Source organism: Paenibacillus sp. FSL M7-1455 (genome assembly GCF_038004655.1).
Classification (GTDB): Bacteria; Bacillota; Bacilli; order Paenibacillales; family Paenibacillaceae; genus Paenibacillus_AQ; species Paenibacillus_AQ cookii.
Genome location: NZ_JBBORO010000001.1, coordinates 1,707,749 through 1,721,801, shown reverse-complemented (window position 1 = coordinate 1,721,801; position 14,053 = coordinate 1,707,749). Strand labels below are relative to the sequence as shown.

Sequence of the window (14,053 nt, the reverse complement as noted above, 5' to 3'; positions counted from 1 at the left end):
CGGGAACTTCTTCCCTCGTTTACCCTTTCACCGAACCGCCCATCAACCCTCTGACGAAATATTTTTGCAGCAGGAAGAAAATCGCCAGCGGCATCAGCATGGAGATGAAGGCAGCGGACGTCAGCAGGTGCCAGTCGTTTCCGCGGGAGCCGACGAGGTCGGCGATCTTCATCGACATGACCTGCACTTCCGGCTGGTTGCCGATAAAGATGAGCGAAACCAGATAATCGTTCCATACCCACAGGAACTGGAAAATGCCGATCGAAGCCAGCGCAGGCACCGACAAAGGCAAAATCAGCCTGCTGAAAATGGTAAAATGGCTCGCGCCGTCGATAAAGGCGGATTCGAACAAATCCTTCGGCAGCTGGCTGATGAAGTTATACATGAAATAAGTGACCAGCGGCAGGCCAAAAGCCGAATGCGCCAGCCAGATGCCGAGATAGCTGCCGTTCAGGCCCAGCGCGGTATAATCCTTCAGCACCGGAATCAGCGCCACCTGCAGCGGAACGACCAGCATCGCGATGATGACCGCGAACAGCGTTTTCCGGCCGGGGAACCGCAGCCAAGCGAAGGCATAAGCGGCAAACGAAGCGATCAGGATCGGGATGACGGTCGCCGGGATGGCGATCGTCAGCGTATTCCAGAACGCTTGCGAGAGGCCCGTTCCCTTTTCCTTCGTTTCGCTGCCGTCCGGTCCTTTCAGCGTGTACTCTTTGCCGGAAATGACGTTTTTGTAGTTGTCGAGCGTCAGCTGGGTGCTCGCCACCCAACCCGGTTTTTGCACGCTGATCTCGCGGTTGCGGCGGTTCTCCCAAATAAGGCGCTCGTCTCCCGACTTTACGCCCGCTTTCAGCTGATCGTCGGAGTAGGTTTTGCCGTTCACTTCGATCGGCTGGCGCAGGTCCACGTCCCTGGACAGCTTGATCGTATCCGTCGTTTTCCATTCCTGATGCGGGAACACCTTCCACCAGCCGGTCTGAAGAATATCCGCGGCAGGTCTGAAGGAAGAAATCAGCAGGCCCACGGTCGGAATCAGCCAAATGAAGCAAATGATGCCAAGAATGAGGTTAACGAGCCACTTTTTGCCCTTTTTCTTCTTTTTTCCGGCCATTTAGAATCCCCCCTGCTTGCGGATTTGGCGAAGGTTGAAGTAGATCACAGGCAGCACCGCGATCAGGAGCACAATCGCCAGCGTCGAACCGTACCCGAAGTTGCGGTACATGAAGAACTGCCGGTAAAACTGCGTCGCCACCACTTCGGTGTCGTATTGGCCGCCCGTCATGACCATGACGACGTCGAATATTTTCAGCGTGAACACGATGATCGTCGTCGTGACCGTCAGCAGCGTCGTCGAGATATACGGGATGATGATGCGGAAAAAGATGCGGATCTCCCCCGCCCCGTCCACGCGCGCCGCTTCAAGGATGTCGTCGGGAACGCCTTTGATCGCCGCCGAAAAAATCACCATCGCAAAGCCTGTCTGCATCCATATCAGGATGATGATCAGGAAAAAGTTGTTCCATGGCTGCAGCATGGTCACCCAGGCCTGCGGCTCGCCCCCAAGCGCGATCACGATCGCATTCAGGAGGCCGATCTGCTCGGTGCCGGGCTGGTAATAATAAACGAATTTCCAAATGACGCCCGCAGCCACGAAGGAAATGGCCATCGGCATGAAAATAATCGATTTTGCGATCCGCTCATAACTGCTCCGGTCCGCAAGGATGGCAATAAGCAGCCCGAGGGCCACGCAGGCCAGCGTACCGACGAATACCCACAGCAGGTTGTTGCGCAAAGCGGTCGCGAGGAGCCGGTCGCTGAAAATCGCCAGATAGTTGCCCAGACCGACGAACTTATCAGAAGATGCATTAAAAAAGCTTAAATAAAGCGTCCGCAGCGCCGGCAGCACCAGCAGCCAACCCAGCAAAAGAACGGCCGGCCCGATGAAAACGTACGGCAGCATCCTGCGGCTGATCTGCTCCGGAAACTGCTCTACCGCCCAACTGAACGAAAGGTACAGCAAGTAAACGCCCGCGACTCCCCATATGACCGCAAACAGCGCCGTCAACAGCGGATTCAGCGTCGAATCCCGGAACAGCATGAAGATGGCTCCGTGGACAAATATATTAAGCAGCAGCACTACGACAAAGAGCAGCGCGGCTTTCAGGCTGAAATTCTTTTTCGCTTGCGTATTCATAAGTCGTTCCTGCCCTTCGATATCTCAAAACCCCCGGTAAGCGGCTTCGTCGGCATTGCGCGCCGCCGCTACAGCAGGGATCATCGGATATAGATTCTTTGGAAAAAAGGGGCGGCCGCACAGCCGCATACCGCCCCGATTCGTTCGATGGATCCATGATTTGCGTTATTTGTTGTCCCAGCCTTTTTGAATTTGCTGCAGCGCTTCATCCAGCGAAGCGGTTCCGCTGACGTAGTCGGTCATGCCTTTCCAGAAGGAGCCTGCGCCGACTTTGCCCGGCATCAGGTCCGAGCCGTCGAAACGAAGCGTCGTTGCGTCCTGCACGAGTTTCGCCATCCGTCTGTCGGATTCGGAATTGTACCATTCCAGCGGGGCGTCGTTCATTGGCGCGATTACGCCGCCGGACTGCACCCAGGACTTGATGGACTCGCCGGTCGTGAAAAATTCCATGACGGCGCGCACTTCCGGACGGTCGTTGAACATCGCATAAATGTCCCCTGCGACGAGCACCGGCTTGCCGTATTTTTCGTCGATCGGCGGCAGGTAGAACCAGTCGTAGTCCTGATCCACTTTCGCGGTTTCAGGGAAGAAGCTGGTAATGAAGTTGCCGGTCAGGTTAAACCAGGCTTTCGGCGGATTTTCGAACATCGGCTTCGGCGCGTCGCCAAAGGCCGTCGTGACGATCGATTTGGTGCCGCCGTACACGTAATCTTTGTTCATCCAGATTTTAGACATGATTTCAAACGCGTTTTTCACTTCCGGCGAAGTGAACGGCAGCTCGCCCTTGACCCATTTGTCGTAGTTTTCAGGCGTTGTCGTGCGCAGCATGATGTTTTCGATCCAGTCGGTGCCCGGCCAGCCGGTGGCGGCGCCGCTTTCGATGCCGATCGCCCATGCCGGATCTCCGTCCTTGGCGATTTGCTCGGTCAAGGCCATCATCTCGTCCCAAGTTTCGGGCACTTTGTAGCCGGCTTCTTCAAATTGCTTTTTCGGATACCACACCAGGCTTTTCACGTTGCTCCGGTTCCAGATCCCGGCCATGATTTTGCCGTCTTTGCCGTCCATGGTGGCCATGTCCAGCCAGCTTTGGTTGTAGTTTTTCTTCAGCTTTTCCTGATCGAGAATGTTCGTCAGATCGACGACTTTGCCGGTTTTCGCGATCGAAGCGAGCAAGCCCGGCTGCGGGAAGTCGGCGATGTCCGGCGCGTTGCCGCCGTCGACGCGGACGTTGATCGTCGCCTCGAATTCTTTGGAGCCTTCGTACTGGATGTCGATGCCGGTTTTGTCTTCGAAGTCCTTGATGCTTTCTTCAAATTTCTTCTGGTCGACGTCGACGAACGGTCCGAACATCGTCACTTTCGTTCCTTTATATTTGCCCTGCAGCGCCAGCTCGAGCGGCGAGCCGGTGCCGGTTTCCGGCGCGGCGGTTTCCTGGGCCGTATCTTTTTTGTCTCCTCCGGAGGCGGCAGGTTCCGTTGTCGGCCCGGCATCCCCCGATCCTCCGCAGGCGCTCAGCAGCATCGTAAAAGACAAGCAAAGCGAGAGCAGCAAAGATGTTCTGGCTTTTTTTCCTTTGGTCATACACTAACATCCCCTTTTTAGAAATAGGCTGAAAAACGTCGATTGACTTTTTCTGGCGCCAACGATAGGCAAGCGTCTTCGTCAAACGGCCGCAGGACTGTCTTTTCCGGTCTCGGCGCGTGGTGAACAGATGCAGCGGATGCTCGGATCACCTCCTTGCAAAATCAAGGTTATTTTCAAAATACAGCGTTTTCACTTTGTTCAAGTCAAACCATGTTTTATCATAAGTGCATTGTTATAGGAACCCTCTCTATTACCCGGCTGCGCAGCATGCAAAACCAACCGGGATGCGACATTCTGAAAAGCTTTTCAAATCCAGCGCCGCAAACGCCTCACCTTTCCCGCGAAGACTCCCTGACAATCAATTTATGCTCCATCTTTTCCCTTAGAACCTCGACCTTGCCCGTCGTCACCAATTCGTGGAGCTTCTCGGCCGCGCGGTAGCCCATGTCGTACATCGGCTGCGCGATCGTCGTCAGCTTCGGAATAAACATGTTCGCGAACCGGAGGTTGTCGAAGCCGACGACCGATACCTGGCCCGGAACCAATATGTTGCGGTCTTTCAAATACGAGATGACGCCCATCGCGAATTCGTCGGCCACGCAAAAGACGGCGGTCAGCTCGGGAAAATCGGTGAACAATTCATGCGCGGCTTGATAAGCCTGCTCAAACCTGTGCGCCGCTCCCCTTACCCTCTGGACGTTTCGTTCAAGCCCCGCTTCGAGCATGGCTTTGGCGAACCCTTTGAACCTTGGCGGCCCGGAGATCGAATTTTCGTGGTCGAAACCGATCATCCCGATTTCCCGGTGGCCGAGCTCGATGAGGAACTTCGCCGCGTCGTAAGCCGCTTGCTCGTCATCGATTTCGACGCAGGGAACCTCGAACTCCTCGGAATGCGTCGACAGCAGCACAAACGGAATTTTGCAGCGGACCAGCTTCTCGTGGTATTCCGGAAACATCATGTCGCTTGCGAATACGATCCCGTCCACCTGCTTTTCGTGAAACGCGTCGATATACGAAAGCATCCTGCTTCGGTCCCTGTCGGTATTGCAGATCATCAGGCTGTACCCCAGCTTGATGCATGCGTCCTGCATGCCCCGGATAATCCCGGTGTAATAAACGTTTTCGATATCCGGAATCAGCAGGCCGAACGTAAAGGATTTGTTGTAAATCAGTCCGCGCGCAAACGAATTCGGCTGGTAACCAAGCTTCTCAATGGCCTCCAAAACGCGGATCCTTTTGTTCTCGTTGACCGACTCGGGCGCGTTCATCACCCGGGATACGGTGCTGATGGATACCTCCGCCATTTTGGCAACATCTCTAATCGTTGGCTTCATCGTCAAAACTTCCTTTACAAGAAAACCTTTTCAAGGCGATTATAGCAGGGGATTTTATCGTTGGCAATACATTTTTTGAAGCGCTTTCAGACGGGGTTTGCAGCTTGTTCCGCACAAGCAAAAAGGCCCCTCTCGCAAGGGACCTTGGCGCAAACGCGCTGCATAAACGGATCGCGGTCGTCAGCTGTACAACCGGCCCGGCTGATGTTCCGGCACCGATTTGTACATTTGCTGCATCGGCTGCAGCACGTCCTGTGAAGCCGGCACGGCCGCGTAATAACCTCTGGAAGCCATGTACTGCCAAACTTCGAAAGCCTGGTGCGAGCACATCTGGAATGCGTTCTCCAGGAACGAACGAAGCTGCGGCGTGGAGCATTCGAATGCGGACCAGGCATACTCCCGGCCGGCCCGTTTTAATGTCAGCAGGTAAGAAGTCGCGATCGCGCGGTCGTCCAGCTGATGGAGCTTCACCTGCGGCTGAAGCGGCTGATACTGCTGCGGACCCGGATTCATCGCAGGCATCGGCGGATTCATCGGCATGGCCGGAACGTTGAGCTGATCGGGCGAACTGAAGCGGTTCGCGTATTCGACCTTCATATTGTAATCCTGAACGTGCACGGCATAGTGGCGGGTGATCATGTTTCTTAAGACCGGATCGGTCGCCTGATCGATGAAAAGCGCCATGCTTTGGATGGAATTCGTGCAGCTGAGCAGCAATTCGTTGAGTTCGTGGGCTTCGTGTGCACCTAACGGCATCGTCAAAATCTCCTTTAGCGATCATGGTTTTTAGAATTGTTTTCCATCCCATAAACTTCGCTCTTTATCCGGAATTTATGCATGATGCGGCAACGGGTTCAGCCGATTCCTCCCGCTTCTGCCACGTCCCTGCGTTCCTCAGATGGTCGCCCGGCGGATCATGGCGTAAGACAACAGCGCGTACACAACCGCGATCGGAGCCATCCAGACGAAAATGTCCATGTAATGATTCGCGAACCAGCCGAACAGATCGAGCCACAAATTAAAATACGTCAGCGCAAAGGTGGCCACGCTCATCAGGACAAAAAGCGCCGCAAAAAACACGAACATGCCGGTTCTTTTAAACCGCCGGTAGATGCTGGCGATCACGAAGCCCAGGAAAAACATATGCACCATCACGACAAAGTAGATGCCGAGCCGTCCGAGCGGAGAAATGCCGTCCATAAACGGAAGGTTAAAGAAATGCACGCTGACGCCCCAGCCGTCCGACAATTCCTCCGCGAGCGAAAAAAGAAGCAGAACAACCGCCGAAGCCGCCGAGACCAACACGCCCATCGCGCTCGTGCCCGCAAAAAAATCCAGCCGCCGCACGTTCAGCCCCAACGCAAAAGGAAAGGTCTGCCCCTGCACGATCAAGCTGCACACAAAAATATAAATAAATATCGATGAGAGACCGCCCGAGTTGATGTTTTCCTCTCCCCCGGTCAATCCGCCGATGGTCAGGTTGGTCACAAAACTGAACAGCACGACGACCCACGGGATAAAAATCCAGCTCCATTTGTCTCTCCAATGCATTTTCATGACTCCTGCCATCCGGTTCATCCGAGTTCAGCCACCTTTCCATTCGTTTTGCCGCTCGTTAAATGAACGATCAGCTGCTGCAGCGATACGGGGACCAGTTCGATGCCCTGCGCTTCCGCCTCCCGCCGCTCTGCCGCGCTTAAATTTCCGAGCACGGATGCCGACATCAGGCCGCCGATCGCTTCCTCATGTATAAGCTGTTTCCCTGCCGCCCAAGCGCGGACGGTTGCAGCAGGACCGACGGCGGTAAACGCTTTGCCGCGCAGGCTGTCCGCCTCTTCGTCCAGCAGGATTTTTCCGTTATCGATGACGATGACGTGCTCCAGCATATTGCTGACCTCGTCGATCAAATGCGTCGATAAAATGACCGTTCGCGGATGTTCCGCATAGTCTTCGAGCAGCCGTTCGTAAAACAGGTTCCTTGCGACCGCATCCAGCCCCAGATAAGGCTCGTCGAAAATGGTCAGCGGCGCTCGGCTGGCGAGGCCCACGATGATTCCGACCGAGGAAAGCATGCCCCGCGACAGTTTCTTCATTCGGCGTTTGACGGGGAGCCGGAAATCTTCGATCAGCTGCTCTGCGAAACCTTGATCCCAATTGGGGTAGAGGTCCGCCGCAATGTCCAGCACGTCCGCGATCCGGAACACGTCCGGATATTTCTGGCTTTCCTTGATGAAGCTCATCCGGGTCAGCACCCGGTTGTTTTCGTAAGGATGTTCCCCGAATACCTTCAGCTCCCCGCCCGACGGAAACAGCTGGGCCGTGATCATGTGCATGATCGTCGTTTTGCCCGCTCCGTTCCTGCCGAGAAGGCCGTAAATTTTGTTCTCCTCGATCGTAAAGCTCACGTCTTGGATGACGGTTTCGCTGCCGTACGTTTTATTTAACCGGTTTACTTCTACGATGCGGTTCATTGCTTCCCATCCCCTCTCCGGACCATGTCGGTCAATTGGTCGATCGTAATGCCAAGCTTCCTCGCTTCCTGAACCATCGTGATGACATACTGCTCGAAAAACTGCTCCTTCCGTTTCTCGATCAGCGTCTCCCTTGCTCCCGACGCCACGAACATGCCGATCCCCCTCTTCTTATACAGAATGCCTTGATCCACCAGAAGATTCACTCCCTTGGCCGCGGTGGCCGGATTAATCTGGTAAAAGGACGCAAACTGGTTTGTCGAAGGGACCTGCGACTCCTCCGGCAGCCCCCCTGCAATGATGTCGTCTTCAATCTTCTCGGCGATTTGTATGAATATTGGACGGCCGTCATCCATAATAGGCCCCATTTCTCCACCACCCAACTGGTTAATTACTTAAGTAACTAACCTCAATATATGCCAAAACTTTCCTCCTGTCAACCGGAAAACATAAAAAAGGGCCGGGCCGCGTCACAACGGACTCGGTCCAACCCTCACATTGGTCTCGAACCTAAATAACCACCAAATTCATCTTGCAAGCCATGATATGATAGAGGCCGAAGATTACCGGCGCCATCCGGGATCATACCACCATCGAAAGGGTGTAACAGATGAGCATAGAGACGATAAAAGAAACGAACCTGCTCGACGTTTTCCCCTCCCTGAACGGTCTTTCTCAGGAAGAATGGGAGCAAGCCCGGCCGCATGTCAAACGGTTCCCGGCCAAATCGAACATCTTCCAGCGGGAGGATGCATCGTTGTACGGCATGTTTTTGCTCCGCGGAACGGCCCGGATTACGGCGGTTCACGAAAACGGAAACGAGACGGTGCTCAACAGGCTTTCCGCGGGGGAAATCTGTTCGCTGCTTGTGCTCAGCGGGCTGTGCGGAAGGGACTATCCCGCCTATTTGGTAGCCGAAACGGACGTGGACGTGCTGTTTGTGCTCCGGAGCAGTTTCTTGCGCTGGGTGCAGTTCCATGAGTCGTTCCGCAGCACCGTTTTCGGAGGTTTGCTCGAAAGCACGTTCCGGATGATCGACATGATGGGAGAAAAGGAGCGGATGCCCGTAGAAAAGCGGCTCGCCAAAGCATTGTTGCGCGTGACCACCGAACAGGAGCCGCTCGTAGCCGCGACGCATCAAGAGCTGGCCGAGGAAATGAATTCAGCGCGCGAGGTCGTTTCGCGGACCCTTCTTAAGTTTGCGCGCAGCGGATGGGTGGAAACCGGGCGGGGACGGATCAAAATCTTGCAGAGAAACAGGCTTGAAGACATGTTGTGTGACTAAGTCACAGAGGAGGCGGCACCTTCCTGATAAGGTAGCGGTACGGGCGAGAAACGCCTTTTACCGATCATTAGGAGGGATTCACGATGAACAATCAGCTCCGCCCCGGAGATGCCGCCCCATGGTTTGAAGCGGCGGATCAGAACGGGGAACCCGTCACGCCGGACACCTATTCGGGCCGCAACCTTCTGCTCGCCTTTTTCCGCAACTCCGCTTGCGCTTTATGCAATTTACGGGTGCAGCAATTTATAAAGCGATATGAAACGTGGAAGCGGCAAGGGATGGAGGTCGTCGCCTTTTTCGAATCTCCGGAGGCAAACCTCCGCCAATACGTCGGGCGGCAAAACGCACCCTTCCCGCTTATTGCCGATCCTGAGGCAGAAATTTACGCGCGGTACGGCGTCGAGTCTTCGGAAGCGAAAATGAAGGCAACGTTAGCGCAGCCGGACATTCACGAGATTACGGCCCGGGTGGAAGCAGCCGGATTCAAACTGATTCCGGAGGAAGGCTCCAATTTCAACCGGATTCCGGCCGAATTTCTGATCGATGAACAAGGAATCGTTCAGGTCGCCCACTACGGCAGTCTCATTACCGATCATTTGCCTTTTGAGGCGATTGAACGGTTTGCTGCACGATCCCGATCATAAAACCGTCATACCCTTTGCTGCCCACCGTCTGAATCGCGGTCGCCGATATGCGCGGGTCCCCGGCGATCATATCGAAAAAGGTTCTGACGCCTCGTACCCGGGGATCGGTGCTGTGGCGGCTGGCAACTTCCCCGTCCCGGATGACGTTGTCCCCGACGATGACGGTGCCTGGACGGGAGAAGCGAAGCGCCCACTCCAAATAATGGGGATTGTTCGGTTTGTCCGCGTCGATGAAAATGAAATCGAAAGGCTCCGCCCCTTCCCGCTCCAAGTCCTCCAGCAGTTCCAGCGCATTCCCCTGCCGAACTTCGATCGCATGCTTCAGCCCGGCGCGTTTGATGTTGGCATTCGCCACCTCGGCATGATGCGGCTCCAGCTCAAGCGTGATGATTTTGCCGCCCTCCGCCAGCCCTCTTGCCATCCAAATGGTGCTGTAAGCGCCAAGCGTTCCGATTTCCAGCACCCGCTTCGCCCCTTGCATTTGCACCAGCAGCTGCAGCAGCTTTCCCTGGTTTCCCGTCACGTCGATTTCCGGCAGATCCGCCTGCCGGTTCGCGACAAGCACGTCATCCAGAATCGAATCGTTCGGACAAAGCAAATCCGTAATATACTCATCCACTTGTTCCCACGTTTGTTTCATGTTCCATCTCCTCCTCGCATTTCGCATCCACTTTTTGAAAAGCCGACCTGAAATTGGAGAGAATCAGCTTTTGATTTTATTGTAGCCGGAATATAATGATAAGAATAATATATCTTTTTAACGTTTTCATACATTACATATATGAATCAATCCGAGGTGAGAAACGATGAACCTGCACGCTTTGCGCCTGTTCCACGAAATTGCCAACACCGGCAGCGTCACCCGCGCCTCCGAGCTGCTGAACATCAGCCAGCCGGCCATTACGGCCCAAATCAAAAAATTCGAAAAAGAGCTGGCCTTAACGCTTATGGTCCCGCAGGGCCGGGGCATCGCGCTTACCGATGCCGGGGAGAAGGTCGCCGTTTTGGCCAAACGCCTGTTTGCCGTCGAGCAGCAAATCGAGCAGTTCGCCAAAGATTACCGTCAGGGGATGGACGGGCAAATCCGGCTCGCAGCGACGTATCTTCCCGCGCAGTTCCTCCTTCCTTCATGGCTCGCCAAGTTCAAACAGCGGTACGAGCAGGTCGAAATGTCCATTACGACGACCAATTCCAGCGGAGCGCTGAAGCAGCTGCTGAACGTCGAAGTGGATTTGGCGATTTACGGCGGGCTGCCGGAAGCATATCCGGATTCGGTGAACACCGAAAAATTGTTCGAAGACGAGCTGTGGTTCGTGGTGGCGCCGAGCCATAAATACGCCGGCCGCCGGGTTTCGCTTCACGAGATGGTGAAGGAGCCTTTCGTGATGCGCGAAGAAGGAAGCTCCACCCGGGAAAGGCTGCTGGCTTTATGCCGGACGTACAGCGCTCCCGCACCGAAAATCGCCCTGCAGTTCAACGGGCTGCATGAAGCGATTACGGCCGTCATTGCCGGGTACGGAGCCAACTTCGTATCGTCGCTGGTCGTCCGCGAGCATGTCGCCCGGGGCGAGTTATGCCGCGTATACGTCGACGGCATCGACCTAAAGAACGTCATCGCGATCTGCACGCGCAAAAACGAGCCGCTAAACGCCGCGGCCCGCAATCTCGTGGAGCTGATTCGCCAACATCCGCAATAACCGTCCCCTACGTTCCCATGATTAACGAGGACTATACTGCTTTATCCGTTTCAAGTTGAGCCCTTGCCCTCCATGATGCCGTAACCTTATCACTTGCATGAAGGTCATATAATAAAGGTGAATGACGATTCCATACTCCACTTGGAAAGAAGGAGACATATGAAAATCAACCATTTGAATTTGACGGTGACCGATGTGGCGGCGTCCCGGGCGTTTCTGGAGACCTATTTCGGCCTGGTTTGCCGGGCTACCCGCGGCGACAACTTCGCCGTGCTCTTGGACGATGACGGCTTTGTCCTGACGCTGATGAAGGGCCGCGAGGTGCAGTACCCCAAAACGTTCCACGTCGGCTTCCCGCAGCCAACCGAGGAGCAGGTCGACCGCATCAACCAAAGGCTTCTGGAGGACGGCTACGACGTCAAGCCTCCGCAGCATGCGCACGGGTACACGTTCTATGTCGAGGCGCCGGGCGGTTTTACGGTCGAAGTGCTCTGCTAAACGGCTAAGGGGCGGTTCCGAACGGTCGGCAGGCAGGCGTGGACATGTTCCATCCAAGGCCCTTCCTTACTCTGCCAAAGGAAGGGCTTTTTCCTTTTCTCTGGGCTTGTTTAAAACATCCGGCGCTTCGGGCTTGGCCGCCTTCGCCGCCAGCTGATGAACCGCCGCCATCGCCAGCGTGACGGTCAGCAGCACCGGGATCAGCAGCGCATAGCTGCCCGCAGCATCGTGGATTACGCCGAGCAGCATCGGTCCCAGCGCACCGATCACGTATCCGGCCGACTGGGTCATGGCCGACCAGGCCGTCGCCTGCTTCGTATCGCTTACCGCCTCGATCGGCATCATCAGATTAACCGGGAACAGCACGCCGGGGCCGATGCCGATCAGAATCGCCGCAAGCCACGGCGCCGCCGAAATCCAGAGCATCAGGAAGCCGGCGGCCATCGCCAGCGCGCCCAGCGCCAGCCAGAAACGGCGGGAAGGAAAACGCCGCAACAGATGAGGGAACAGAAGGCCGACGGGAATCTGCGTCACAGAAAACAGGACGAGCATGTTCGCCGCATATGCTTTGCCGTAACCCATATGCTCCACGACCGGCGGCAGCCAAGCCGTGACCGAGAAGAACAAGACGGCCAGCAGGCAGAAGGACACCGTAAGAACCCATGCTTTTCCGCTGCGCCAGGGCAATCCGGCCGTACGACTCGTCTGCGCCTCTCCAGCGGACGGCCGGGCACGGCGAAGAACCGACCACCACCATACCGGCAGGGCGATGGCAGCCAGGACGGCCCAAACCGCCAACGATTCGCGCCACGAACCGATCCGGTCCGCCAGCGGCAGGGACATCCCCGATGAAAGCGTCGCTCCGACCGCCATGGATACGGTGTAAAGCGATATCATGAAAGGCACCTTGGTCGGAAAGTGCCGCTTAATGAAGCCCGACAGAAGCGGTCCCGCCGCGGCGATCCCGAGCCCGGCCAAAATCGCGGTCATGAGCAGATACGATGGCGACCCGGTAAACCACCGCAGCACCGTACCGATGCCGATGACCGCAATCGACCAAGCGATGACGCGCTCCAGCCCGGCACGCCGGCCCAGCTTGACCGCAAAGGCCGGAAAAATCCCCATGCACAGCACAGGAATGGACGTGAGCAGGCTTGCCGTCAAGGCGCTCATGCCCAAATCCCGCTGGATGGCTTGCAGCATGGGCGCGACGGAGTTCATCGCGGGCCGCAGATTCAAAGAAGCTAAAATAAAGGCCGCAGCCATCATGAACCGTGAAGTTTTTTTCATCATTCCCTCTCCTTGCAGATCGATTTGAACACATCTTACTTGGAGAAGAATCATTTATCAATTATATTGAAGTTATAATAATAATTTGTTATACAAATGATACGAAGAAACCGCCGCCTTCAGGCGGAAAACATTTTGGTTGAGGATCGGAGTGCAGTGGATATATGGAACTGAGACAGTTGGAGTATTTTATGGCCGTTTGCGAGGAGCTGCATTTTACGAAGGCCGCGGATAAGGTGGGCATCTCCCAGCCGAATCTAAGCCTGCAGATCAAAGCGCTGGAGGAAGAGATCGGCATGCCCCTGTTCGACCGGATCGGCAAACGGATCGCGTTGACCGATGCGGGCGGCGTCCTGCTCAAGCACGCACGGGGAATGTTTCAAAATTTGCAGAACGCCAAGCTGGAGATCGGCGAGCTTCACCATCACCAAGGCGGTACGCTCGGCGTCGGGGTGCTGCCTTCCGAGCTCGATTTCCGCCTGACCCCGATGTTCATCGATTTCCGCAACCGGTATCCGAACGTCCGGCTCAAAATCGTCTCGGCCGTCGATGTGGCGGATCTCGTACTCCGTGCGGAAATCGACATCGGCATCTCGCTCAAGCCGCTTTACGACAACCGGCTCGTGTTACGCTGCCTGCCCCGGGAGGAGTACGGCGTAGTGGTATCTGCAGAGCATCCGTTCGCCGGCAGGGATTCGGTCTCCTTGAACGAGCTGAACGGCCTGCCGGTCATTATGTATCCGAAAGGGTTCTGGGGAAGGGAGCTCGTCGAGCAATTCTGCCGGAAACACGGTTTTAACCTGAACATCGTCGTGGAGACGACGTCCAACCCTTCGCTGTTCCGGTTTGTCCGGGAGAACATGGGGGTCACCGTGCAGACGCCTGCTTTGGTTGAAGCCATCGGCGACCCCAAGCTGCGGTTCCTGCCCATCCATGATGATCCGCCGTACAGGGAAATGAGCATCATTTACCGGGCGGATAAATATTTGGGCCATGCCGCGCAGGCTTTCATCCATCTTGCCGAGGAACGCCTCAAATCATAGCGGAGGAACGGCC

At 55.7% G+C, this 14,053-nt stretch carries 15 protein-coding genes; 5 read left to right on the top strand and 10 right to left on the bottom strand.

Annotated features, from left to right (window positions below; all coding sequences use genetic code 11):
- Nucleotides 1-19: 19 nt before the first annotated feature.
- The 8 genes from NYE48_RS07925 to NYE48_RS07890 form a co-directional block, all read right to left on the bottom strand.
- A complete protein-coding gene (locus NYE48_RS07925; protein WP_340997913.1) occupies nt 20-1,111 on the bottom strand; it encodes a carbohydrate ABC transporter permease in 1,092 nt (363 codons plus the stop codon).
- Complete coding sequence (locus NYE48_RS07920; protein ID WP_036706574.1) at nt 1,112-2,194, bottom strand: carbohydrate ABC transporter permease; 1,083 nt, start codon at nt 2,192-2,194, stop codon at nt 1,112-1,114.
- A 165-nt stretch (nt 2,195-2,359) separates the two neighbouring features.
- Nucleotides 2,360-3,775: an ABC transporter substrate-binding protein gene (locus NYE48_RS07915; protein WP_036706572.1), complete on the bottom strand. Its 1,416-nt coding sequence runs from the start codon at nt 3,773-3,775 to the stop codon at nt 2,360-2,362.
- A gap of 332 nt (nt 3,776-4,107) precedes the next feature.
- Nucleotides 4,108-5,112, bottom strand: a complete 1,005-nt coding sequence (locus NYE48_RS07910; protein WP_036706570.1) for a LacI family DNA-binding transcriptional regulator — start codon at nt 5,110-5,112, stop codon at nt 4,108-4,110.
- Between the two features lie 180 nt (nt 5,113-5,292).
- Nucleotides 5,293-5,868, bottom strand: a complete 576-nt coding sequence (locus tag NYE48_RS07905) for a spore coat protein (RefSeq protein WP_036706567.1) — start codon at nt 5,866-5,868, stop codon at nt 5,293-5,295.
- 138 nt (nt 5,869-6,006) lie between these two features.
- Nucleotides 6,007-6,690, bottom strand: a complete 684-nt coding sequence (locus NYE48_RS07900; RefSeq protein ID WP_340997911.1) for a hypothetical protein — start codon at nt 6,688-6,690, stop codon at nt 6,007-6,009.
- Nucleotides 6,687-7,583, bottom strand: coding sequence for an ABC transporter ATP-binding protein (locus NYE48_RS07895; RefSeq protein ID WP_036706560.1), 897 nt, complete (start codon nt 7,581-7,583; stop codon nt 6,687-6,689). The genes NYE48_RS07900 and NYE48_RS07895 overlap by 4 nt, the downstream gene beginning before the upstream one ends.
- A complete protein-coding gene (locus tag NYE48_RS07890) occupies nt 7,580-7,951 on the bottom strand; it encodes a GntR family transcriptional regulator (RefSeq protein WP_036706557.1) in 372 nt (123 codons plus the stop codon). Before NYE48_RS07890 ends, NYE48_RS07895 begins: the two co-directional genes overlap by 4 nt.
- A gap of 242 nt (nt 7,952-8,193) precedes the next feature.
- On the opposite strand from NYE48_RS07890, the gene NYE48_RS07885 reads away from it, so the two are divergent.
- Nucleotides 8,194-8,868 (top strand): Crp/Fnr family transcriptional regulator, encoded by a 675-nt coding sequence (locus tag NYE48_RS07885; RefSeq protein WP_212951350.1) that lies wholly within the window; start codon nt 8,194-8,196, stop codon nt 8,866-8,868.
- An 83-nt stretch (nt 8,869-8,951) separates the two neighbouring features.
- Nucleotides 8,952-9,512: a peroxiredoxin family protein gene (locus NYE48_RS07880; protein WP_212951349.1), complete on the top strand. Its 561-nt coding sequence runs from the start codon at nt 8,952-8,954 to the stop codon at nt 9,510-9,512.
- On the opposite strand, the gene NYE48_RS07875 is transcribed toward NYE48_RS07880, so the two are convergent.
- Complete coding sequence (locus NYE48_RS07875) at nt 9,454-10,152, bottom strand: O-methyltransferase (protein WP_340997906.1); 699 nt, start codon at nt 10,150-10,152, stop codon at nt 9,454-9,456. The genes NYE48_RS07880 and NYE48_RS07875 overlap by 59 nt on opposite strands.
- A gap of 166 nt (nt 10,153-10,318) precedes the next feature.
- Here NYE48_RS07875 and NYE48_RS07870 point away from each other — a divergent pair, with 166 nt between their 5' ends.
- Nucleotides 10,319-11,209: a LysR family transcriptional regulator gene (locus NYE48_RS07870; RefSeq protein WP_036706553.1), complete on the top strand. Its 891-nt coding sequence runs from the start codon at nt 10,319-10,321 to the stop codon at nt 11,207-11,209.
- 159 nt (nt 11,210-11,368) lie between these two features.
- Nucleotides 11,369-11,707 (top strand): VOC family protein, encoded by a 339-nt coding sequence (locus tag NYE48_RS07865; RefSeq protein WP_212951345.1) that lies wholly within the window; start codon nt 11,369-11,371, stop codon nt 11,705-11,707.
- Between the two features lie 66 nt (nt 11,708-11,773).
- Here NYE48_RS07865 and NYE48_RS07860 read toward each other — a convergent pair whose 3' ends face one another.
- Entirely contained in the window at nt 11,774-12,997 is a 1,224-nt protein-coding gene (locus NYE48_RS07860) for an MFS transporter (RefSeq protein WP_340997903.1), read from the bottom strand.
- 164 nt (nt 12,998-13,161) lie between these two features.
- Between NYE48_RS07860 and NYE48_RS07855 the strand changes: the two genes are divergently transcribed.
- Nucleotides 13,162-14,040 (top strand): LysR family transcriptional regulator, encoded by an 879-nt coding sequence (locus NYE48_RS07855; RefSeq protein ID WP_036706547.1) that lies wholly within the window; start codon nt 13,162-13,164, stop codon nt 14,038-14,040.
- The last annotated feature ends 13 nt before the right edge of the window (nt 14,041-14,053 follow it).